This is a genomic window from Luteimonas huabeiensis HB2, from assembly GCF_000559025.1.
Taxonomy (GTDB): Bacteria; Pseudomonadota; Gammaproteobacteria; order Xanthomonadales; family Xanthomonadaceae; genus Luteimonas; species Luteimonas huabeiensis.
This window is the reverse complement of sequence record NZ_JAAN01000014.1, coordinates 226,244-249,089: the sequence shown is the minus strand read 5'-3', so window position 1 is coordinate 249,089 and position 22,846 is coordinate 226,244. Positions and strand designations below refer to the sequence as shown.

The following is a 22,846-nucleotide window of genomic DNA, read 5'->3' as shown; positions in this document are numbered from 1 at the left end:
CGCCACGCCCGGCCTCGCGCCGGGCGTGCGCGTTCGAGGCACCGGCCATTCGCCGGGCCAGGGGCCGCGCGACGTGAGCGCCGGGCTCGCGATCGCGCTCTGCGCCGTGCACAGCGCCGCCTTCGGCGCGTTCCACCTGCTGTTCTGGCGCCTGTTCGACTGGAAGCACGAGCTGCCGAAGCTGCGCCCGGCCAACCGCGCGATCGTGCAGATCCTCAACCTGCGGCTGACCTACGTGTTCTTCTGTGTAGCCGCGTTGTGCGCGTTCTATCCGGCCGAACTCGCCGGCACGCCGCTGGGCCGCGCCATGCTCGCCGCGATGGCGCTGTTCTGGCTCGGCCGCTCGGTCGAGCAGGCGGTGTTCCTGCGCCGGCTGCGCCACCCTGCGGTGCACGCGCTCACGGTGCTGTTCCTGCTGGGGGCGGCGCTGTTCGCCTGGCCGCTGTGGCGCGCTCCGTAGCAGCCGCCGGCTCGCGGCGCAGCGTCAGCCGCGAGATCTCCGGCGGCATGCCGAAGCGGAACGGCAGGATGCTGGTGCCGATGCCGGAGGACACGAACAGGTGCTGGCCGCGTTCGACGAGGTGGCCGGTCAGGTAGTGCCCGCCGATCTTCGCCGGCAGCGGCGGATCGCCGGGCCAGGGGATGCCGAGCTGGCCGCCGTGGGTATGGCCCGACACCGTGAGCGCGGCGCGCGAGGGCACGTCCGGGAACAGCTCGGGGTTGTGGGTGAGCGCGAGCACGGGCACGCCGTCGGGCAGGCCGGCGAAGGCGCGTCGGGGGGCGGGCCGGCCCTCCCACTTGTCGCCGATGCCGGCGATGGCGAAGCGGCAGTCGCCCAGCCGCACGGTGGCCGATGCGTTCTCCAGCACCGTCACGCCGGCGGCCTCGAACGCGCGGCGCACGCGCGCGCCGCCCTTCCACCAGTCGTGATTGCCGAGCACCGCGTACACCGGCTTGGCGCGCGCCAGGCGCGCGAAGCGCGGCGCGATCCGCTCGGCGGGCACGTACTCGCCGAACAGCACGCTCAGGATCACGTAGTCGCCGGCCAGCAGCACCGCGTCGGCGTCGCTGGCGACCAGACGGTCGACGATGCGGTCGAGCTTGTCGAGCCCGTTGTGCGGCGAGCCGGTGTGCAGGTCGGCGACCACGTCCACGCGCAGCCCGTCGCAGGCGGGCGACCAGCGCGGCAGCGCGAGCTCGTAGTCGCGCTCCAGCAGGCGCCCCGGCTCCCAGACGAAGGCCCACAGCAGCGCGGCGATGGCCAGCACGAGCAGCGCACGGAACGTGCCGGGCGGGCGACGCAAGCGCTGCCGGCGCGGCTGTGGAGACGGGGAAGACACGCGCATGGCGGGCATTGTCGTCGCGCCGGCCCGCGCGGGTCCGCCGGCGCGGTCCGCCGTTCAGCGGCAGTGCGGCCACGCGATGCGTGCGTTCATGCACGCGAAGGCGCGGCGCGCGCCGCTAGCCGGCCGGAGGCGCCGAGGTCCGCGCGCGGTGCCAGGCACGCAGAACCGCGGCCTCGCGCGACGGGGAAAGCCCCGCCTTCGGCGCGGCACGGCGCGCCTCGGGCTGCTGGCGCCACCATTCCAGCGTCGCCGCCGCGGTGTCCTCGAGCGGTCGCAGGCGCAGGCCCGCGGCCTCGGCACGGGCGGTCGAGGTCAGGGCGAACCCCGCGTATTCGCCCGTGGCGGGCATCCACACCGGCAGGTCCTGCCAGGGCCGGACCTCCTGCGCGGCGAGGAACCCGGCGGGCACCCAGGTGACCGTGGAGTCGTGGCCGGGCGGCTGCTCGCAGGGCGCGCGGACGCACTGGATGGTGTTCATGCGCCGGGCGACGGCCCGGCAGGCGTCCAGCAGCGCGCCCATCGTCAGCGCGCCGGGCGGCGAGTTCGCGTTGTAGGTGCCGGTGCGCCCGCGCTCGATCAGGTGCAGCAGGAAATCCGCCAGGTCGCGCGCGTCGATGCACTGGATCGTGTCCGAAGGCGCGCCCGGCGCGAGGATCTCGCCGCCGCGGTCGGCGCGCGCGGGCCAGTAGGTGAAGCGGTCGGTCTCGTCGCCGGGCCCGACGATCAGCCCCGGGCGCACCACCGCGGTGCGGCCCGGGAACGCGCGCTCGGCGGCCGCCTCGCACAGCGCCTTGAGCCCGCCGTAGGTCTCGCCGGTGACCTCCTCGACGGTGGGGTCCTGCAACCGGGCCAGTGCGCTGTCCTCGTCGTTGGCGCGGTCGTGGCGCGCGTAGACCGAGATCGTCGAGACCAGCAGGTAGCGGTCGGCACGCTCCGCCAGCAAGGCGGCGCTGCGGGTCACGTCGGCGGGGAAGTAGGCCGAGGTGTCGAGCACCGCGTCCCAGCGCCGATCGCCCTCCAGCGCGGCGAGGTCGCTGCGACGATCCCCGCGCAACTGCTCGATACCGGCGAAGCGGGCGCCGTCGAAGCGGGTGGGATGGCTCCGGCCGCGGTTGAACAGGGTCAGCCGATGCTCGCGCGCGAGCGCGGCCTCGACGAAGTGCGGACCGAGGAAGCCGGTGCCGCCCAGCACCAGGATCCGCAGCGGCTGCCCCGCCTCGCGGCCCGCGCCGCCGGTCCGGGCGCAGGCCGACAGCAGCGGCCACGACAGGCCGGCCAGCCCGGCCATCAGGATCTCGCGACGCATCGCCATGTCCGCCGGCCTCCCGGTCTTCAGGAATCGCTGTCGGGCAGCCTGCGCTGTTCCCGCACCACCCGCCATGCGCCGAACGTCATGCCCGCGGCGATCGCGAGCCCGGCCAGGAACACCACCGACGAGCCGAAGCCGGCCAGCAGCTTGTGCAGCCAGACGAAGCTGAAATCGCCGCCGCGGTAGACCGCGGTGTCGATGACCGACTTGGCCTTGTAGCGGCGCTCCCGGTCCATGCGGGTGTAGAGCGTCTCGCGCGCCGGCTTGGCGAGCGAGAACTCGCTGGCGCGGGTGACCACCTGCACCCCGGCCACCAGCAGCGGCAGCGGCGAGGCCGACAGCAGCGCGAAGCCGGCCACGATCGCCAGCGCCGGCAGCAGCAGCAGGGGCGCCACGCCGTAGCGCCGCAACAGCCAGCGGGTGAGCAGCACCTGCACCAGGATGGTCAGCCCGTTGACGGCCCAATCGAGCGTGGAGTAGTAGCGCGTCGCCGCCTCGGCGGTGGGATAGAAGCGGCGCACGATGGCGGCCTGCTCGTTGTACAGCAGCGTGCCCACGCCGACGCCGAAGAACATCAGCATCGCCAGCGCGCGCAGCAGCGGGTCCTGCCAGACCAGGCGCAGGCCGGCCCAGACCGAGCCGCCCATCGCGCGCTCGCCGCTGGCATCGCGGTGGGCGCGCTCGCGCAGGATCGCCCAGCGCCGCAGCCGCACGATGCACAGCAGGCACACCAGCAGGAAGCCGCCCGAGACCAGCAACAGGTTCGCCACGCCGACCTGCTCGACCAGCGTGCGCGTGAGCGCCGGGCCGGCCAGCGCGCCGAGGGTGCCGCCGGCGCCGATGTAGCCGTAGACCTGCTTGGCGTGCTCGTTGTCGAACACGTCGGCCATGAAGCTCCAGAACACGGTCACCGCGAACAGGTTGAACACCGCGATGAAGACGAAGAACGCCCCGCCCCGGCCCGGCACCGCGGCGTGGAAGGCCCACCAGAAGCCGCCCAGGCAGGCGATGAAGAACAGGTACACCACCGGCAGGAACACCCGCCGCGGGAACCGCGCCACCAGCGCGCCGTAGACCGGCTGCAGCAGCAGCATCGCGACGAAGGTGGCGGTGAACAGCACCTGCAGCGTGTAGGCGCCCAGGGCCACGCCCTGCCGCTCCGCCAGCGCCAGCAGCCAGCGCGGGAACACCGCCGCCGGATCGCTGGACGCGCCCATCGCGTCGCGCACCGGGCGCAGCACGTAGTAGCCGCACAGCAGGCAGAAGAAGTACAGCAGCGCCCACCACAGCGCCGGCGAGGCGGCCAGGGCGGCGCGGAAGCGCGCGAGACGCGTCGGCGGAGCTTCGCGGGTCATGGCGGGCCGGGCGGGAACGTGGCGGCACGTTAGCCGATGGCGGCGCCGGCCGCCATCTCGCCGGCGCAACGCTGCGGCGCGCCCTCGCCGTACACTGCGCGCCTGTCCCTACGACGCCCCAGCCAATGACGCCCGTCTACGACTACATCGTCATCGGCGCCGGCTCCGCCGGCTGCGCGCTGGCCGGTCGCCTGAGCGAGGACCCGGCCGTGCGCGTGCTGCTGCTCGAGGCCGGCCCGCGCGATCGCCACCCGCTGATCCACATGCCGGCGGGGCTGGCCAAGCTGGTGCGCAAGCGCGACCTCAACTGGGACTACCTCACCGCGCCGCAGGCCGCGCTCGACGGCCGCGCGCTGTGGTGGCCGCGCGGCAAGGTGCTCGGCGGCTGCAGCGCGATCAACGCCATGTGCTACACGCGCGGCGCCCCGGGCGACTACGACGCCTGGGCCGCGGCCGGCGCGGCCGGCTGGGGCTGGCGCGAGGTGCTGCCCTACTTCCGACGCGCCGAGGGCAACGCGCGCGGCGCCGACGCGCTGCACGGCGCCGACGGCCCGCTCTCGGTCTCGGACCTGCGCCACGTCAACCCGCTGTCGCATGTCTTCGTCGAGGCCGCCGGCCAGGCGGGGCTGCCGGCCAACCCGGACTTCAACGGCCCGGAACAGTACGGCGCCGGCCTCTACCAGGTCACCCAGCGCGACGGCGCGCGCTGCTCGGCGGCCACCGCCTACCTGCGCCCGGCGCGCGGCCGGCCCAACCTGACCATCGTCACCGGCGCCCTGGTCAACCGCATCACCGTGCGCGACGGCCGCGCCGACGGCGTGGTCTACAACGCCGGCGGCCAGCCGTTCCACCAGCCCGCGCAGCGCGAGATCCTGCTGTGCGGCGGCGCGGTGAATTCGCCGCAACTGCTGATGCTGTCCGGCATCGGCCCCGCCGACGCGCTGCGCCGGCACGGCATCCGCGTGGTGCAGGACCTGCCGGGCGTCGGCGCCAACCTGCAGGATCACCTGGACATCTGCACGCTCTACGCCTGCACCGAGCGGATCACCTACGACCGCATCGGCGACCTCGGCGTGGCCTGGAACTACTACCTGCGCGGGCGCCGCGGCGCGGGCACCAGCAACATCGCCGAGGCCGGCGGCTTCGACCGCTCGGAACTCGCGCCCGACGAACGCCCGGACATCCAGTACCACTTCGTGCCCGCCCTGCTCGACGACCACGGCCGCCACCGCCTGCCCGGCGACGGCTTCACCCTGCACGCCTGCTTCCTGCGCCCGCGCAGCCGCGGCCGCATCCGCCTGGCCACGGCCCGGGCCGGCGACCCGCCGCTGATCGAGCCCGACTACCTGAGCGATCCCGAGGGCTTCGACCTGCGGATGATGGTGGCCTGCGCCAGGCGCGCGCGCGACATCCTGCGCCAGCCCGCCTTCGACCGCTGGCGCGGCGCGCCGATCTACCCGGCGCGCGAGGACCTGGACGACGCCGGCCTGGCCGCCTTCGTGCGCGCCAAGGCGGAGTCCATCTACCACCCCGCCGGCACCTGCCGCATGGGCGCGGCCGACGATCCCGGCGCGGTGGTCGATCCCGAGCTGCGCGTGCGCGGCATCGAGGGCCTGCGGGTGGTGGATGCCTCGGTGATGCCGACCCTGCCCGGCGGCAACACCAACGCGCCGACGATCATGATCGCCGAGCGCGCCGCCGACCTGATCCGCGGGCAGGGCCGCGCGGCGATCGCGGCCTGACCGTCGCGCAATCCCGCGGCCTCCGCGCTCAGCCCGCCAGGGCGGCGCGCACGCTGTCGCGCAGCGGCGTGGTCGGGCGGCCGATCAGCGCCGAGAGCTGGCGACCGTCGTCGAACAACCCGCCTTCCGAAGCCCCGCGATCAGAATCGGCGAGCAGCTTCGCGAACGCGGCCGGCATGCCGGCCGCCTCCAGCGCCGCCGCATACTCCGCCTCGGTCATGTTGCGGTACGGGATGTCGCGACCGGCCTGCCGGGAGACCTCGGCGGCCAGATCGGCGAGCGTCCAGGCCTCGTCGCCGGCCAGTTCGTAGACGTGCCCGGCGTGCCCCTCGTCCGTCAGCACCGCGACCGCCGCATCGGCATAGTCCTCGCGGGTGGCGGAAGCGATCCGCCCCTCGCCGGCGGCGCCGATCACCGCGCCCGCGGCGAGCGCGGCGGGAATCGAGCCCGTGTAGTTCTCGGTGTACCAGCCGTTGCGCAGCACGGTGCAGGGAATGCCGGACGCGCGCAGCGCCTCCTCGGTGCGCCGGTGCTCCTCGCCGAGGCCCAGCGGCGAAGTATCGGCGCGCAGCAGGCTGGTGTAGGCGATGCGCTTCACGCCCGCGCGCTTGGCCGCCTCGATGACGTTGAGGTGCTGAGGCACGCGCTGTCCGATCTCGCTCGACGAGATCAGCAGCAGGACATCGACGCCCGCGAGCGCGGCATCGAGCGTCTCCGGCCGCGCATAGTCGGCAACGCGCACGGCCACGCCCAGGTCGGCCGCCTTGGCCGGATCGCGCGCGAGCGCGACGATTTCTTCCAGCGCGACCTTGCGCTTGAGCTTGTCGACGACGAGACGGCCCAGTTGGCCGGTGGCACCGGTCACGGCGATGGTCATGGTTCGATCCTCATGGGGGGGGGGAGGAATGGACTCTAGACCCATCGCTTACGTAAAGTAAGTACTCACACGAAGGTTAGCTAGAGCCGTGCCCCGACCCCGCCCCGCACCCGATGCCCCACCCCGCTCCGCCCGCGCTGCACCGGCGCACGCGCCGATCGCGCTCTCGGAGAAGCTCGCCCGCGGCGACGTGATGGCCGCCGCCTGCCCGTCGCGCGCGGTGCTCAAGCACCTGACCAGCCGCTGGGGCGTGCTGGTGCTGATCGCGCTGATGCCGGGAACGCAACGTTTCAGCGACCTGCGCCGCCGGATCGGCGGCGTCAGCGAGCGGATGCTCGCGCAGACCCTGCAGGCTCTGGAGGGCGACGGCATGATCGTGCGCCGCGCCTACCCGGTGGTGCCCCCGCGCGTGGAATACACGCTGACCGCGCTGGGCGAGGAAGCCGCCGTCAAGGTGCGCGAGCTGGCGGACTGGGTGGAGACCAGCCTGCCGCGGATCGAAGCGCAGCGGGTGCGCTCGGGGTCGGGCTGAGCAGCGCGCGGGCGGCGACATCGGGGGCGGACTCCGCCACCCCCGACGCCCGTCCCTGGGGTGCCGCTCGAAATGCTGTTTCACACCATTTCGGCGCGCAGGCTAGATTCCCGTCACTGCCTCGCTCAGAGAATGCAGGTGTTGATGGCGTTCTGTAGCGAGACGCGGTAGGCCAAACTGACATCTAGGTAAGCGAAACCCGCCGGCGGCGCCGGACGGTTGGCCTGGGTGGCCAGGAAGTAACCAAGCAGGTTGCGCAGCGCGTCGCGGTTAGCCACGCTGTTGCTGCGGTAGCCCGCCAGGTAGGTATAGGCCAGGATCGGGTACATCGCCGCGCCGGCCGGCCTCGTGATCGGGTTGACCAGGCGCAGGCAGTGGGGGTTCGACAGGCCAGCCACCGGGACTGGCTGGTTGTTGGCATTGAGTACTTGACCAGACAGCGGTGCGGGGATCGCGATCGAAGCCGGCAGACTGCCCGGGCTAATGCCATTGACGGTCGGGTACTCCACGCCCTGGGCTGCGACTTCCGCAAAAGCGGCGTAGCCGACGGTGTTGACCGTGGCATTGACCCGCGCCACCAAGCCGGGATCGCCTGATGTTGCAGAGGACGCGGCATAGGTGGGCGCGACCGTGCCGGGCTGACCCGGCACCGCCGGCACCGCGGCGGCGAAAACGGGTCCTGGCGTGAAGTAGCCCGGCGGCAGACCAAAATTGCCGTTACACGCGCGGCTCAGGAAGCTGGTGAACGCGAAGGTCGTCCCACTGCTGTCTTGGCGATAGACGACGTGGATCGGCGCGTTAGAGGCAGAGCCCGGAATCTGCGACCAGTTGGTGATGCGAGCTGAGAAGACTTGACAGATCTGCTGGGTGGTCAGGTTCGGGAAGTTCAGCGCTGCGTGGCGCGGAAACGCGATCGAGCCGGCCAGGGTCGGGATCTGCCAAAGGCTACCGCGTGCGGCACGCGGACCACCGACAAAAGCAGTCGCGTTGGCCTGGTTTATTGGAATGTCCGTAGCGATGTAGTCGGGCGCGATGCTCGGAGCGCTGTAACCCAGTGGGTTTCCGGTGACATAGTTGCCGCACTCGCCGCGTGCGTCGGTCACGCTGCCCGAACCGGTCAGTAGCGAGAGAGCGATTCCGCTACCGCTTTGGCAGTAGGAGATGCGGTTCGCACCATTCGCGATGAAGCGGGCGAACAGCGAATTAGGCGGAGTGAGGTTGGCAATCGGCGTGGTGGCGACGGGATTGACGGTGTTGCGCGACAAACGTGCATCCACCGGAAGGGTGGTCAGGAAGTCGTAGCCCACGTACGACTGCACCGGGAAGGTCGCGCCGCCACCGTAGAGGTCGCCTGCATTGGCGGAACCGCCAGCAAGCGCGAGAGCGGCGAGCAGATTGAAACTCAGGACGAGCTTTTGGAGATCCGATGACATGGCAACGCTCCTTGTTGTCGTGTGTATCGAACTTTCCACGCCGCTCAACGGAATTCAGTTGGAGAGCAGGCGCGAAGCCGATACGCCTATGCTGGGGGAAAACAGGGAGGAGGCGGACGACCGCCCCCTCCCTGTGCTCGTCTGAAGCGATTACTCGATGCAGCTGTCGATCGTGTCCTGGATCGATCCCCGATATGCGTCGTTGCCGTCGAGGTAGGCGAAGCCTGCCGGCGGGGCCGGACGGTTGGCCTGGGTCGACAGGAAGTACCCGAGCAGGCTGCGCAGCGCGTCGCGGTTGGCGACGGTATTGGTGCGGTAGCCGGCCAGATAGGTGTAGGCCAGGATCGGGTAGCTGCCAGTGGCCGCCGGGGTGCCCGGCGGAATCAGGCGCAGGCAAGCGGCGCCCGTCGCGGGCACCGGCATGTTGGTGGTGGGGTTGAGCACCTGGCCGGACAGCGGCGGAGCGACGTTGACCGTGGGGCTACCGGCACCGCCGAGCGAGGCCGGGCTCAGACTGTTGACAGTGACGAACGAGGCGCGCTGGGCGGCGACTTCCGGATAGTCGGCGTAGCCGATGCTGCTGGCGGTGGTGGTAACCGCCGTCACCAGGCCCGGGTTGCCGGAGGCACTGCTCAGCCGGCCGGCCAGCGGCCCCGTGGGCACGCCGCTGGTGAACACCGGGTTGGCACTGAAGTAGTTCGCCGGGACACCAGAGCTGTTGGCGTTGTTGTTGCAGCTACGGGCCAGCCAGCCGGTGAACGCGAACGAAGTGCCGCTGCTGTCGCTGCGATGGACGATCCGGATCGGGGCAGTGGAACCCGAGCCAGGAATCTGATTCCAGGCGGTGATGGTGCCCGCGTAGATCTGGCAGATCTGCGCAATGGACAGGTTGGCCACGTTGGTCCCCGAGTGGCGTGGCAGCGCAATGGCGCCGGCCAGGGTCGGGATCTGCCACATGCCGCCGCGCGCGGCGCGCGGACCGCCGCTGAAGGCGGTGATGTTGGCCTGGTTGATCGGCGTATCCGTACCGATGTAGTCCGGTGCCACGTTGGGGGAGCTGAAGCCCACCGGGCTGCCGGTGTAGTTGCCGCACTCGCCGGTGGCGTTGGTCACGCTGCCCGAGCCGGTCAGCAGCGACAGGCCGGTGCCGCTGCCGCTCTGGCAGTAGGAGATGCGGTGGCCGGTGCCAGCGGCGAAGCGAGCGAACACCGTGTTGGGCGGGGTCAGGTTGGCGATCGGCGCAGTGGCGACCGGGTTGACCGTATTGCGCGACAGGCGCGCGTCCACCGGCACCGTGGACAGGAAGCTGTTGCCGACGTAGGACTGCACCGGGAACGTGGCACCGCCACCGTAGAGATCGGCGGCGCCGGCGGCGCCGGCGACGACCATCGCGGCGGCGAGCAGGTTGAGACGGAGGAACGATGTGCGCAACATGTGGCTCTCCTTGAGGAAGGAACACGACGTTCGGTTCGATGCGGCCGTCGTGCGAACTGCTTCCGGCCGCAGCGCGCCCGGACCTCCGGGCGCACTTCCCAGACTGCGCGCCGATTCTTCCCGCAAGGAGAAGCCCCGGAGACCGTCGCGTGAACCGGCGGTCATGGCTTCTACACATCGCCTCAGCGGTGCCGCTGCAGGCGCTCGCGCAACACGCCGGCATTGGCGGCAGCGAAGCGCTCGATCGCGCGCTCGACCTCCGCCTCGCCGCAGCCGCTCATGTCGAACATCGTGGCCAGCGATTTGCGGAACATCTCCACCTTGCCCCGCTCATGCCAGATGCGCGCCGGCAGGAAGTAGCCCATCGGCATGCCGCGATGCGAGATGACCAGCGGATGCTCGGCGTGCAGCAGGTACTGCTCCAGCTTGCGGCGGAACTCGTTCACGGTGACGAACGCTTCGCTCATGGCCTCTCCTCCTGATGTGAGGCCGCGAGCGGTGCCGCCCGCGGCCATTTCCTGGCATGCATGACGCGAGCCGTGCGACGCGCCGGTCGCGCCGGCGGAGCAGGCGCGAAAGTCATTCCAGCGCACGCCGCTCCGCCGTGGTCAGCCGGGCGCGCTGCGCGTCGTCGAGAGCGCCGTGGCCGAGGACCTGGAACGCGCTGCCGGGGTCGTAGCCGCGGAGCGCCGGCGCCGAGGCGCCGTCCCGACGCGTGTCCCGCTCCTCGCGCGCGCCGTCGCCGAAACCGAGCACGCGCACGTCGATGACCGACGGCCGCGCGCGCTGGGTCTGCTGGCGGACCACATCCTGCGCCGCCTGCACCGCGCTGTTGGCCGCGGCGCTCGCGGCGGTCAATGCCGCGACGTTGACCGAAGCCGTGGCCGGCAGGCCGGTCGATTCGCCCTGCACCTGGATGTTCTCGGCGTTGAGCACCTGCAGCGCGGCGAGGTTGACGTTGCCCGAGACGCGGATGCCCGCCTCGCCCGCGTCGATCGTGCCCAGCGGCGCGATCAGGTCGATGTCGCCCGGCTCCACTTCCGCGATCGGGTTCAGGGTCGCGATGCCGGCACCGGTCGTCGGCGCCTGCGGCGACAGCGACACGTTGCCGAGATCGTCGTAGACGCGGCGCGGCGGCGTATAGACGACGGACGTGTTCGCGCCGCGGCCGGCGTTGATGTCGCCCTCGGCCGACCACATCGTGATCGAGCCGCCGAAGGTGGTGAACACGCGCGACAGGCCCAGCAGCACGCTGTCGCGGGTGAACACCTCGATGTCGCCGCGCCCCTGCGTCATCAGGCCGGTGCTGGCCGGCGGGGCGACGCCGTCGGCACCGAGCGTCAGTCCGCCGCCGGGGGCCAGCACCTGGATGTCGCCGCCGCCGTAGGTGTGGACGCCCGCCGCCTCCTGGAACACGATCGAGCCCATGTAGTCGCCGGCCTCGTCGCCCTCGCCCATGCCGGGCAGGAAGCTCGCGATCGCCTCGCGCCCGCGCAGGTAGCTGCGGAAGCGGCCGCTGTCGGGATCGTTGTACTCGCGCCCGGCCTGGCGCAGTTCCTCGAAGTAGATGTCGCGCAGGAAGATGGCGCGCTCCTCATCGGGCAATGCCTGGAACCGCGCCAGCGCGGTATCGGGATCGCCGGCGTCGCCGTAGCGCGCCTCCAGCCAGTCGATCAGCTCGTCCTGGTAGGTGTGCGCCACCATCCCGGGCTGATCGGCCAGCGGACGCCCGGAATCGGCCAGATTGGCCGGGTCGAGGTACCGCGCCGCGAAGCCATCGAGGTCGGGCCCCGCCGCACCCAGCCCGGCGGAAAGCACGATGCCGGCACCGGGGAGGGTATCGCCCGGCACGACAGCGCCCAGGCTCTGGAAAACGCCGAGGTTCGCTGCCGGCCCCTCCACGTCGGACGGGGGCGCTTGGTAGATGCTGCGGCCCGCGCCGATATCGAGCAGCCCCGGTCCCGCGACCCGCACGCTGGTGTTGAGCAGGTCGCGCCCGGCGCGAACCAGCGAAATATCGCCGGAATCGCGATTGAGGATCACATGGCTTCCGCCGACGACGTCGCGACCTGCGCGCAGGTGCAACGGCCGGGCCGCCACGTAATAGCTCTCTCCACGCCTATTGTTCACGTCGATGCGCCCGCTGCTCAGGGCCACGTCGCCGGTCAGCGAATACACGCGATCCACGCCGCCCGCGCCCTCTGCCGTCGCCGTATCCGGGCCGAACGGAAACAGCGTGGCACCCTGATTGATCGTATAGCCACGAAGGACGTCCAGCCGGAAAACATCGCCTGGGGCGTTGCTGGATCCGACGGTTGCGAAATCGTCGACGAGCATCGCCCAGAACGGGTTGTCCAGTGCCGCGGTGGCGGCCGTGGCGCCGCCGGATGCCGCGACCTCGCCCCGGACGTGATCGCGGGCCAGCAGCTCCAGGCGTCCCTGCGGCGATGGTGCTAGCAGCAATTGACCGAATTGCGCGCCCGAGCCGACCTGGATCGAACCGCCCGCGGCCACCGCACTGAAACGGCCCGGATCGTAGTAGGTAAAGGAGGTTTCGCCAACACCCGTCTGCACGATGTCGCCGCCGGCCGCAAACAGATCCAGACCACTGCGCTCGGTCCACAGCGAGAACGAGCTGACCGCTTGAGCCGCCTCGCCCGCGCCGCCGGTGACGGCGGTACCGCCACCGATGCTGACGACGCGCCCGGGATCCACCCCCGTGGCCACGTGCAGGCCGCCGCGAGCGGCCACGTAGGCCTCGCCATCGCCCACCGCCAGTGCCAGCGGGGCATACCCGATCCGGCGCGATGCCGTACTGGTGTCCACGGGCCGCGGGTCCGCCGCGGCATTGATGCCGTAACCGGTCGCCTGCGATTGGCCGATCGCGGCAGCGCGCACATCGATATCGCCACGGACGTTGACCACCATGCCCGCCACGCTAGGAGCAATCGTCTCGATCAGGCCGGTATTGACCCGCCCCCCAGCGCGCAGACGTAGATCGCCTCCGCCGTACTGAATCAGCCGTCCACGCGTATCGACCCGGCCGCTGGCGCCGACCGCTACCAGCAAAGCTTCCGTCGGGGCCAGTGGATCAGACAGCGACAGGTCGCTCGCCGCACCGACGTTTCCGCCTGCCCGCAACTCGACGTTGCCGCCGCCCAGCGTACCGATGCCCGCGAAGCCACCGAACACGACCGACGGCGACCAGTTCACCGTTTCCGAATGATACTGGCCGAAGTTGATTCCCCACGCAGTGGCCTGGCCCAACGCCTCGCCCCCCTGGCGCCAGAGCCATTCACCGATCCTGGGGGTGAGACTCTCCCCATCGTCTTCAATGCGACCGCGAATATCCCCTTGTGCAGCCAGGAGCAGATCGCCGCCGCCATCGGGCAGGAACATGCGCTGCGGATCCAGCGTGGCCTCGTACCCCTCATGGCCCCAGCCCAGCACGCTGCCGCTGCCGTCGAAGGCCAGCGCGCGCGGAGCGACGATCTCCATGCTGCCATCGGCGACCTGGGTACCGGCGGTGTAGACCCCGTACAGGCTGTGCTGGCGGTAGTCCCCACCGGCGAGTACGTCCAGATCGCCGGTACCGGTACGGATCACCGAGATCGGGGATTGATCGTGCTGCGGCCCGATCCGCCCTGGGGCATCGAGGACCACGTGGCCGCGGTCGTTCAGTGCCGAGGCGGCCGCCAGAAGACGGCTGTCGGCGGCACCCAGGTCGGCGCCGCCGACCAGCCGCATCGACCAGGACTGCAAGCCCGGCGCCAGCATCGGCGCAGCGGCCCACACCCGGCCGCTTTCGTAGGTGGTGGGCTCCACCAAGGTGTAGGCGGGCAGTGCCGTGTTGGCTTCGAAGGCCGTGTATGAGGCCATCAGCGTCGTCCCGGCGGGCACGATGGCCCCGGGGCTGTACAGGTTCCAGTTGATGTCGTACACGTACCCCTCCCAGTTCTGATAGAACGGGGTATCGGGTACCTGCCAGTCCTCATCGATCGTCAGGTTACTCTCGAGCCACCAGACATCCGGCCGCGTGGTACCGGCTGGTATCTGCACGGTCTGCCCGGGAATCTCGACGAACTTCGCATCGTCGGGCGTGGCCGGCGGCGGCGCGAAGCCGTCGTTGATGCTGCCGGTCACGCGCAGATCGCCCCCTGCGCGGACCACCAGCATGCCGGGATCGCCGCTGCCGCGCAGGTCGGGATCGGCATCCGGGCCGTAGCGGTAGCCGGACAGGTCGAGATCGCCATCGACGATCAGATCGCCGTCCGGCGTGGCGCTGCGCAGCTCCACGCCCGGGCGCAGCGCGAACGCATCGCCATAGGCCGACAAGCCGGCCAGGCGCCCTGCGAGCGCATCGTTGGCCAGCGCGGCATCGATGAAGGCGGTGCTATCGAGGTGGATGAGATCGAGCCCGGCCTGGTCGATACGGCCGTCATCGGGCACGTAGGTGCGGAAGGCGTTGACCGCGACCGCCTCCGCGCCGCGCACGTCGATACGCCCGGCCGCGTCCACGGCGACATCGTCGCCGCCCACGCGCCCGGCATTGAGCTCGACCCGACCGCGGGCGATGCCATCGGCGGCACGCACGTCGATCGTCGTACCCTCCGCCAGCGACACGCGCCCTTCGCTGCTGGTCAACGAAACCCGGGCGCGGTTGGCGGCGCCGATCGCGTCGCCACGACCATCCACCTGCAGTCGCGTGGAGCGTGCGTCCAGTAGCGCACCAGACGCCAGCAGCAGATCGTCGCGGGCGGCCAGGCGGATGTCGCCCGGCGCCTCGCCGCTGGCATCGATGCGCCCGGTCACCGTGAGGCTGCCGCCATCGGCGGAGACCGCGACACGGCGCGCGCGCAGGATGCCGTCGATGACGAGATCGCCGCTGCCGACCGCGAAACTGCGGGCCTCGTGGAAACCGCCCTGGTCGAGACGGCGATTCAGGCCAGCGAAATCCTCCAGCGCATGCGCGCGGAGGTCGATCTCGCCGCTGCTGCGGCCGGCACCGCCGGCACCGAGCAACGCGCCCGCCAGCGTGACGCGGCCCTCGCCGCCGCGTGCAGTGACCTGCACGGTGCCGGCGTCGGCATCGGTCGCCGAGACATCGATGCGCGACCCCGCGGCCTGCCGGATCGCGCCCTGCGCGCTCTCCATCACCAGATCGCCGCCCCAACTGGCGCGGGTCGCATCGAAGAACTGCAGCACCCGCCCCGACAGATCGACCCGCGCGCGACCGGACAGATCGATGTCCTGCGCCGCCTCCAGCACCAGCCGGCCGCTGGGAAGCGCCACCGTGCCGTCGATCCGCACCCGTTCGCCCGCCAGCCGGACCTCCGCGCCGAGATCGTCCAATCCCGAGGTTTCGACCGGCAGCGCGCCCTCCGGGGCGACCAGGCTCACCTCGCCACCGGCCCGATACGCCATGAACGCGCCGGCCTCGCCGGTCAGCAGCGGCGTGGACAGGCGCAGATCGCCGCCGCTGCCCAGCGCACGCCCATCGGCGTGGACCGAGAGGGTGCCGCGATGGTTGGCGGTGATGCGCTCCGACGCGCGGATGTCGACGCCGGCGAAGCCCGCCGCTACCCGGTCCACCTCGATCTGGTCCTGCGCCTGCGCCCCCGGCAGATAGCCGAACTCGACCCGCCGGGCCTCGATCGCCAGCGTCCCGCGACCGGTTCCCGGGCCGCCCTCGGCGACGTTGCTCGGTTCGAGACTGACGTAGGGACGATCGGGCGCGCCGGCGCCTGCGGTCAGCCCGCTCCAGATCACCGTGTCGGCCGCCAGCCGTGCGGTCTCGCCGACCTCGCCCCAACCGTAGAGCGCGGGCGTCGCGAGCCAGAGCTGCGCTCGACCGTCCCCACCGCGCGCGAGATCGACGTCGACATCGCCGAACAGATTGATCGAACCGCTCACGCTGAGGCTCAAGCGTTCCGCCGGCACCTGGCCCGGCGCGGCAGGCCGCATCAGCCGATCGAGTACCGACTGCGAAAGCCGGACGCCCGGGCCGAGCGCACCCGCAGCCTCGGCGCGGGCGAACGACGCCTCGGTACCGAGGTGAAGCGTGGGCGCGCTGAGTGCGAGATAGCGCGCATTGAACTCGGCATCGCCCAGGTCCAGGGTGCCATTGGTCGAGAACGCGATGGTGCCCGGCGAGCGCAGCGCCGCGCCATCGGCGATACGAATCGCATTGGCCGACGACGCCGAGCTGCCCACGGTCGGCGGCGCGAACCGCACATCGCCATCCGTGACCGCCAGGATCGCGCCGCCGGTGGCGTTTAGGTCGTTTACCGTATCCGAGAACACGTAACCACTGACCGAGTCCATCCGGCGGGGGCCGGCGTCGATGGCCTCCAGCACCGCGCCACCGTCGACGTCCACCCGCGTCGTGCTGGTCAGGAAGATCTGCCCTGCCCGGAGGTGAGCGCCCTCGCGCACGGCCACGTCGCCGGAGCCACCGCGGAACACGACCCGCGGGCCGAGTGCGTGCCCGCCGAGTTCTGGTGCTGCCCTGGCATCGATCAACCCGAACAGCCCGCCGATGGTGAGCGTGCCCGGCAAGAAGCGGGCCAGATCCTCGGCATCGACAGCCGCGAAGCCATCGGTCGCCTCGGCCTCGGCCGTCTTGACTTCCAGTGCCTCGAACGAAGTCAGGAACAGGTTGCCTGCGACGCCCTCTTCGTCGCCGCCCATGCGTACCTCGCCGCGCATGTCCAGCACATCGCCCGTGGCAGCGCCGAAATCCAGATGCAGGCTTTGCGCATCGCGCTCCAGGCGCGGCGCACGCGCTCCGAAGCGCGCGGCCTCGGCCAGGGCGAACTCCGCGTAGCTGGTCTCGTTGTACTGGGACAGCGACCTGATCGCGTCGGCCGAGGTCAGGGTCACCGTCGTCGGCAAGGCGTCCCGCACCGGCGTGTTGGCGATGCCGAGCAAACCGCTGGCGCGCACGCTGCCGTCGGGCAAGGCCACCGCGGCCGCATCCAGACCGGAACCTGCGGAGGGGACCTCGACCCGGTACGCGCCCGGCAGCAGCGCGTAGGTGGACGGCATCAGCGTATACGTGCCCGCAGGCAGCTCGCCGACCGCCTCGGTCAGGGTGATCTGCCGGCCGACCTGCGGCGCGCCCGCGCCTGCATCCGGCACCACCGGCGCGTAGGCGCCCTGCATCGAGGGCACGATCGCGTACACCTCGGCGCCGGCGTCGCTGAAGGCATAGGCGGGGTTGGCGCTGGCCAACGGCGTGCGCAGCACGTCCACCGAACCGCCTCGGCCGGTAAAGAAGCCTGCGCCGGTCAGCTCGCCGCCGCCGGACACGTCGATCACCGCACCGGCCTCCGCGCTCAACCGGACCTGCCCCATCACCACGCCGCGGTCCACCGAATTGAGTTCGGTTTGCCCGCTGCCGGTTCTCGCGAGATCGTCGAACACGACGCGCTTGCCCGCATGCATGTAGTTCAGGCCGTCGGCGGTGCCGCCGTAGGGCATGGTCAGGCCGGCCGCGCTGGTCGAAGTCAGGCTGCCGGCGCGCAGCGTCACGTCGTAGACGTCCTCGCGGGGGCCGCCCGTGTTGAAGTCCCCCGGCAGCGTGCCCAGGACGATCCGCCCCAGGGGCGCTCTCAACACGCCGCCCTGGTCGATGCTGGCCGCCCTCAACTGCAACGAGCCGAAGACGGAGTACGGCATCGCCGGAGCCTGCCCGCGCCCACGGATCGTCAGCGTGCGTTCGGGATCGAACGCCATCCTCGCGGTATTGGCGATGCCCGCACGTACTTCGCCGCTGGCATGGCTGGTGGGATAGAGCTGCGCGGCGGTCAGCGTCATGTCGCCCGCCGTCTGCAGAACGCCATCGGTGAAGCGGATGTCGCCACGGCTGTCGAATCCGACGTGGTCGAAACCGGCCAGATCGAGCGGTGCGTAGCGCCAGTCCCCCGCCGCCGCTTCGACGCCGACCCGCCCCTGCCCACCGAAGAACACGTAATCGCGCACATCGACCAGATCGGCACGAATGTCGAGCGTCGCGTGGTTGCGCGTACTCGGCTCGTACCTGATATAGCTGCTATCGAGACTGTTGACCAATCCCGGATGCGGGGTGACGAAATCGGTCGGCTCGCCACCTGTGGTCGCCACCTTGCCCACCAATTCCACGTGCGGGGCCGACAGCACCACCTGCGCACCGGGCGCACCATCAGCCACCGTGAGCAGCCCCCGCTGCAGACTCAGCCGTTGCGACAGCGACAGGTCCACGTCCCCTTCGAAGGCGATGACGTCGCGGCTCCACAGATCCAGGCTGCCGAAGCCGCCGGCCTCGATTTCCTCGACGCTGATCCGCGCGGTATCGCGCACCAGCGTGGCGTCCGCCGCGCCGGCCACGGCATCGGCCGCCAGCCCGCTGGCTGCGCGCTTCTGCGATACGGTCAGCGTGCGCACGCCCTCGCCGGCATAGGCGCGGTTCTCCAGCGCCATGTGCAGGGTACCGCCCGCGGCGCCCGCGCCGCCCGCGGCGGCGCGCAGGGTGCCGTCGTTGAAGATGCCGCCCAACGAACCCAGGCGGATCAGGCCGCCATCGCCGGCCACGTCGACCGCCTGCGCCAACGGCAGGAATCCCGCCACCAGATCGACCGTCGCGGCGGCGCCGGACGCATCGAGCAGCGCCCCCTCGCGAATCACCACCGAGGCCGGCGAGGCGTCGAGCAGGTCGCCCTGCACCCGCTGCGTGTCTTCCAGTCCGATACGGATCGATCCGCCGTCCTGCACGAGCCCGTAGCGGTGGCCGCGGCCGTCCTCGGCGACCCACGCCCGCCCGGCCGCATCCAGCACTGCCTGCGCGCCGACCCACAGGCTCGTTCCTGGCAGGGCGGCGACCTGCAGGCCGCCGACGCGTCCGACGATCTCGCTGGCCAGGGCGATGTCGCCGCCCGGGGCGATAAGGTGACCTTCCATGGTCAGTTGGCGTCCTGCCGCGATCGCGATCTTGTGTCCGGGATCGACCTCGATGCGCGCGCCTTCGCCGACATCGACCGATGCGCCGCGCAGTTCGAGATCCGCGCCCTCGCGCAGTTGCAGGCGGGCCGCGAGCGGATCTTCGAGCATCACCGGCGGCGTCCAGCGCTCCAGCGCCGCCTCGCGCGGGCTGTCCGAGCCGATGTCCAGGATGTCGGCGCGCGGCCGCAGCACCGGCATGGTCACCGCCAGCGCGGTCCCCGGCACGACCACCAGGCCGGCGCGGCTGGTCACGCTGTAGCTGGAAAAGCCGCTGTCCAGCAGACCCGGCTCCAGGCGCGTAGCGGCCTGGAAACCGACCTGCTGCGCGAACGCGGCGCCGCGCGGCATGACCTGCCCGGCCACGTAGGTGACCTCGACCGGCGCCGTCTCGCCGGCCGCCATCGACAGCGCATGCGGCAGGATCGGAATCCCATCGGGGAACGCCGCCGAAGGCAACACGGTGCCCGCCGGCAACTGCGTACCCGACAGGAACATGATCGCGGAGCCGGCCGCGATCGTCTGCCCCGAGGTGTACCAGGCACCACCCGCTTCGACCCAGAAACCGCCGGCCGGGACGGTCCAGTCCGCAGCCAGTTCGACCGGACCGGCGCTGATGTCGGGGTATACGGACGGCAGGGGCTGGTCCGGCATCGCCCGGGTCAGCGTCACGCTCGTCGGCAACGGCAACGGCGTGCCCGCCGGCAGGGTCAGGTCGGCATCGAGCACGATGTCGGCAGGCAGCGGCGTGCCCGCGGGCAACACCCCACTTTCCAGCAGCGCGTGTTCGCCGAACACCAGCGGAGCCGGCGACTGCAAGGTCAGCGTGCCGCCGCCGGTCACGCCGTGGGCGCGGATGGTGCCGTCCAACACCAGCTCGCGCCCCGGCAGCTCGATTCCGGACGGGTCGTTGCCGAAGCTGCGCTCCTCGTTCGCGATCAAGGTCAGATCGCCGCCCCGGCCGCCCACCAGGCGCCCGTCGGCCCTCAGCGTCGCACCCGAGGACAACTCCACCAAGGTGTCCTCGCCCAGGCGGATCGAACCCTCGACCATGCGCACGGACAATGCGCCGCCGTCGACATGGGCGATGGACTCGCCGCCGTCGCGCGCGCCGTTGGTCCAGACGCCGCCGAGATCGAGCGCCGCGCCGGCGCCGAGCGAGAACGAGGCGTTCCCGTCATCGTCGAGCAGGATGGCATCCTGCGGCTCGGTCTGCGTCGCGACCCGGACGCGGTTGCCCGCTGTCATGTGGCCGCTACGCAGCGTGACGTCGGCCTCCACCGCGATGTCGGGCGCGATCAGGTCGAGCGTGCCGCCGTCGGCCAGTTCCAGCGCGTCGTCGATCGCGATCGTGCCGGTGCTCGACAACGACAATGCGCCGAGTTCGGATTCGTTCAACCACGACGCGTCGAGCAATACGCCGCCCACCCGATCGTCCGGCAGCGCATCGCCCGCAGCGAGCGGTCCGGCGATGTCGTCGAACGCGCCGATCTCGATCCGGTCCGCGCGCGGCCGCGCCACGCCGGCCGCGTTCAACGCACCGATCGTCAACCCGCCGGCGCGCGCCACTGCGGTCTGCGCCTGCCGATAGCCATCGACGCCGGCGTCGCGCGCACGGGTCTGGTGCTCGCCCTCGAACACCGACGCCTCGATCCGCCCCTCCAGCACCGCGGTCGGCGCGTCGACCACGAGCGTGCCGCCATCGCGGCCGACGGTGTAGCCGTTCTCCAGCCGCTGCACGGGCGCCAGCAGCGGGCTGAAATGGCGATCGCTCACGCCCCAGCGCTCGTGGCGGGACTCGAAGCCGGTGTACACGCCGTCGTAGGCCAGGTGCGCGGGCGCATCCTGCAGCGCGTGGATGCGGCCCTCGCGGTCGCGCAGCCAGGTCTGCCGGACGTAGCCGGTCTGCACGTCGAGTGAGCCGCCCGAGAGATTGACCGTGGACCCGGCCTGGGTCACCACTTCGTCGCCGCGCAGGACCACCGTGCCGCCCTGCGCCGCCCACTCGCCGATCGAGCGGCCCTGGGTGCCCAGCCAGCCGCCGACCTCCAGCAGGCCGCCGGCCGCGTACCAGCGGTCCGAGGCGTAGCCGCCGGTGCCGGCCGGCACGTGGATCAGGTCGCGGCGATCGACCCACATGATGCTGTTCTGCAACCGGCCGCTGTCGCGGTTGTGCGGCGAATCGCGCAGTTCGTTGCCCTGCACGTTCACGCGGACGGTGTTGCTCTCCATCGACACCTGCACGCCGACCGCGCCGGACACGTCGAGCGTGGCGTCCGCGGCGACGAAGGTCCGCCCCTCGGCGCTGACCGCGATCTGGCCGCCGGTGGCCAGGGTGGTCGAGTCGCCCTCGAACACCACGTCGTGGCCGGAGACGATCTCGACCCGCGACTGATCGCGCCGGTCCGGCAGCCGCGCGTAGTTGTCGAACACGCCCGGAGCCACGCCCAGCCGCAACCGGTCCTGCTCCGCCGATTCGGCGATCAGCGCGTCGCGCTGGCCGTCCAGCGCGGTGGTCTCGCCGTCGTCCTCGATCAGCACGGCGGTGGTCGCGCCCTCGCCCAGCGTCACCCGTCCCTCGGCGTCGCTGGCGGAATTGAGCAGGTGGATGGTGCCGCGCGTGTTGACGGTGGTGGTCGCGATCGCCACGCCGTCCTGCCGCACGTCGTGGCCGGTCAGGGTGATGTCGCCCTCGCGGGCATGGATCAGGCCGCTGTTGCGCACCCGGCCCGTATCGCCGCCGGTGTCCGCATCCCCGCCTCCGGCCCCGCGCAGCGCGGCGACCTCGTTCCCGCGCACGGTCGAGGTGGTGTTGCCCTCGGTCCCGACGCCGCGGCGGATGGCGAAGGCATCGCCGGCGGCCAGCGCGGCCTGCCCCCGCGGCGTGGCGATCTCGCCGGCGTTGTCCACCGCCTGCCCGAGCAGCAGCACGTAGCCGCCGCCCTGGGTGACCGACTCGGGGGCGTGGGTGGCGATCCGCGCGCCCGCTTCCACCGTCACCGCGCCGCCGGCATCGGTGAAGGTCGCCGCGCCATCGGTACCGTACAGGCCGCGCTCGCGGAACTGCGCATCGTCGATGCGGGCCGCGGCCGCGACCAGGTTGCGCACGTTCACCTGGCTGGCGCCGTCGAACACCACGCCATTGCGATTGACCACCAGCACCGTGCCGTCGGCCTCGATCCGGCCGTGGATCTGCGAGGGCCGCGCGGCGGGATCGTTGACCCGGTTGAGTACCGCCCAGTCCGCGTCCTGGCGGAACGACACCGTGGTGTCGCGGCCGATGTTGAAGGTTTCCCAGTTGAGCACGGCGCGCTCGCCGGTCTGCTCGATGTCCACCGCGACGCGACCGTCGCGCTCGGACTGCACCGGCGCCTTGGCGTTGTGCCAGCCGGCGGTCAGCGGATTCTCGTCGATCTTCAGCCCGCCCTCGCCGAGGCCATCGGGCACGCTGCCGGGCCGCGCCAGCGCGGCCTCGCGCGCCTGCGCCTGCAGGCGCTGCTGCATCGCGATGGCCTGCGCGGCGGCGCCCAGGTTGTCGATCGAGGTGCGCAGGCGCTCGCGCGCGGCCTCGGACTGCCGCTGCGGGCCGCCGATCGTGGCCGCCGGGTGGCCGTTCGGGAGCCTGCCGGTGCGCGCGGCCGCATCCTGCACCGCGCCCTTGTTGGCGAACCAGCCGGCGCTGAACGGCTGCTGCGCCTGCGCGGCGCCGACCGTGCCGCCGGCCAGCAGCAGGCCCGCGATCGCGCGCGACAGCGGATGGGCGACCAGGCGCCGACGGACGATTCGGGACGGGGATGCCGGAGTGCTGCGCATCGACTTGCTCTCTCGCTGGGGCCGGGGGC

The 22,846-nt window shown here is 71.7% G+C and carries 11 protein-coding genes; 3 read left to right on the top strand and 8 right to left on the bottom strand.

Features of this window, described 5'->3' with window-relative positions; translation table 11 throughout:
- Positions 1–73: 73 nt before the first annotated feature.
- Positions 74–460, top strand: coding sequence for a hypothetical protein (locus Z164_RS0105170; RefSeq protein WP_024889665.1), 387 nt, complete (start codon positions 74–76; stop codon positions 458–460).
- Here the strand turns inward: Z164_RS0105170 and Z164_RS0105165 are convergent.
- From Z164_RS0105165 to Z164_RS0105155, 3 genes are all read right to left on the bottom strand, one after another.
- A complete protein-coding gene (locus Z164_RS0105165) occupies positions 399–1,346 on the bottom strand; it encodes a metallophosphoesterase (RefSeq protein WP_024889664.1) in 948 nt (315 codons plus the stop codon). The two genes, Z164_RS0105170 and Z164_RS0105165, sit on opposite strands and share 62 nt — an antisense overlap.
- A gap of 115 nt (positions 1,347–1,461) precedes the next feature.
- Positions 1,462–2,652 carry an NAD-dependent epimerase/dehydratase family protein gene (locus tag Z164_RS0105160; RefSeq protein WP_201769570.1) on the bottom strand — a complete coding sequence of 397 codons (1,191 nt, stop codon included), beginning with the start codon at positions 2,650–2,652 and terminating at the stop codon, positions 1,462–1,464.
- 26 nt (positions 2,653–2,678) lie between these two features.
- Positions 2,679–4,010 (bottom strand): NTP/NDP exchange transporter, encoded by a 1,332-nt coding sequence (locus Z164_RS0105155; protein ID WP_024889662.1) that lies wholly within the window; start codon positions 4,008–4,010, stop codon positions 2,679–2,681.
- 125 nt (positions 4,011–4,135) lie between these two features.
- On the opposite strand from Z164_RS0105155, the gene Z164_RS0105150 reads away from it, so the two are divergent.
- Positions 4,136–5,752: a GMC family oxidoreductase gene (locus Z164_RS0105150; protein WP_024889661.1), complete on the top strand. Its 1,617-nt coding sequence runs from the start codon at positions 4,136–4,138 to the stop codon at positions 5,750–5,752.
- Positions 5,753–5,780: 28 nt separating this feature from the next.
- Here the strand turns inward: Z164_RS0105150 and Z164_RS0105145 are convergent, their stop codons facing one another.
- A complete protein-coding gene (locus Z164_RS0105145; protein WP_024889660.1) occupies positions 5,781–6,629 on the bottom strand; it encodes an SDR family oxidoreductase in 849 nt (282 codons plus the stop codon).
- Between the two features lie 88 nt (positions 6,630–6,717).
- On the opposite strand from Z164_RS0105145, the gene Z164_RS0105140 reads away from it, so the two are divergent.
- Positions 6,718–7,161: a winged helix-turn-helix transcriptional regulator gene (locus tag Z164_RS0105140; protein ID WP_024889659.1), complete on the top strand. Its 444-nt coding sequence runs from the start codon at positions 6,718–6,720 to the stop codon at positions 7,159–7,161.
- Between the two features lie 125 nt (positions 7,162–7,286).
- Here the strand turns inward: Z164_RS0105140 and Z164_RS21765 are convergent, their stop codons facing one another.
- The 4 genes from Z164_RS21765 to Z164_RS0105115 form a co-directional block, all read right to left on the bottom strand.
- The gene (locus Z164_RS21765; protein ID WP_081770075.1) at positions 7,287–8,594 is read right to left on the bottom strand and encodes a PstS family phosphate ABC transporter substrate-binding protein; all 1,308 of its coding nucleotides are present in this window, start codon (positions 8,592–8,594) and stop codon (positions 7,287–7,289) included.
- Between the two features lie 150 nt (positions 8,595–8,744).
- Complete coding sequence (locus tag Z164_RS0105125) at positions 8,745–10,028, bottom strand: PstS family phosphate ABC transporter substrate-binding protein (protein ID WP_024889657.1); 1,284 nt, start codon at positions 10,026–10,028, stop codon at positions 8,745–8,747.
- 182 nt (positions 10,029–10,210) lie between these two features.
- On the bottom strand, positions 10,211–10,495 hold the full coding sequence (locus Z164_RS0105120) for a hypothetical protein (RefSeq protein WP_024889656.1): 285 nt from the start codon (positions 10,493–10,495) through the stop codon (positions 10,211–10,213).
- Between the two features lie 112 nt (positions 10,496–10,607).
- The gene (locus Z164_RS0105115; protein ID WP_024889655.1) at positions 10,608–22,817 is read right to left on the bottom strand and encodes a filamentous haemagglutinin family protein; all 12,210 of its coding nucleotides are present in this window, start codon (positions 22,815–22,817) and stop codon (positions 10,608–10,610) included.
- Between the last annotated feature and the right edge of the window lie 29 nt (positions 22,818–22,846).

What these genes read in the sequence shown, in the direction of transcription:
- Z164_RS21765 (WP_081770075.1), bottom strand. Translation starts at nt 8,594, where the DNA reads ATGTCATCGGATCTCCAAAAGCTCGTCCTGAGTTTCAATCTGCTCGCC.
- Z164_RS0105155 (WP_024889662.1), bottom strand. Translation starts at nt 4,010, where the DNA reads ATGACCCGCGAAGCTCCGCCGACGCGTCTCGCGCGCTTCCGCGCCGCC.
- Z164_RS0105165 (WP_024889664.1), bottom strand. Translation starts at nt 1,346, where the DNA reads ATGCGCGTGTCTTCCCCGTCTCCACAGCCGCGCCGGCAGCGCTTGCGT.
- Z164_RS0105125 (WP_024889657.1), bottom strand. Translation starts at nt 10,028, where the DNA reads ATGTTGCGCACATCGTTCCTCCGTCTCAACCTGCTCGCCGCCGCGATG.
- Z164_RS0105160 (WP_201769570.1), bottom strand. Translation starts at nt 2,652, where the DNA reads ATGCGTCGCGAGATCCTGATGGCCGGGCTGGCCGGCCTGTCGTGGCCG.
- Z164_RS0105145 (WP_024889660.1), bottom strand. Translation starts at nt 6,629, where the DNA reads ATGACCATCGCCGTGACCGGTGCCACCGGCCAACTGGGCCGTCTCGTC.
- Z164_RS0105120 (WP_024889656.1), bottom strand. Translation starts at nt 10,495, where the DNA reads ATGAGCGAAGCGTTCGTCACCGTGAACGAGTTCCGCCGCAAGCTGGAG.
- Z164_RS0105115 (WP_024889655.1), bottom strand. Translation starts at nt 22,817, where the DNA reads ATGCGCAGCACTCCGGCATCCCCGTCCCGAATCGTCCGTCGGCGCCTG.
- Z164_RS0105150 (WP_024889661.1), top strand. Translation starts at nt 4,136, where the DNA reads ATGACGCCCGTCTACGACTACATCGTCATCGGCGCCGGCTCCGCCGGC.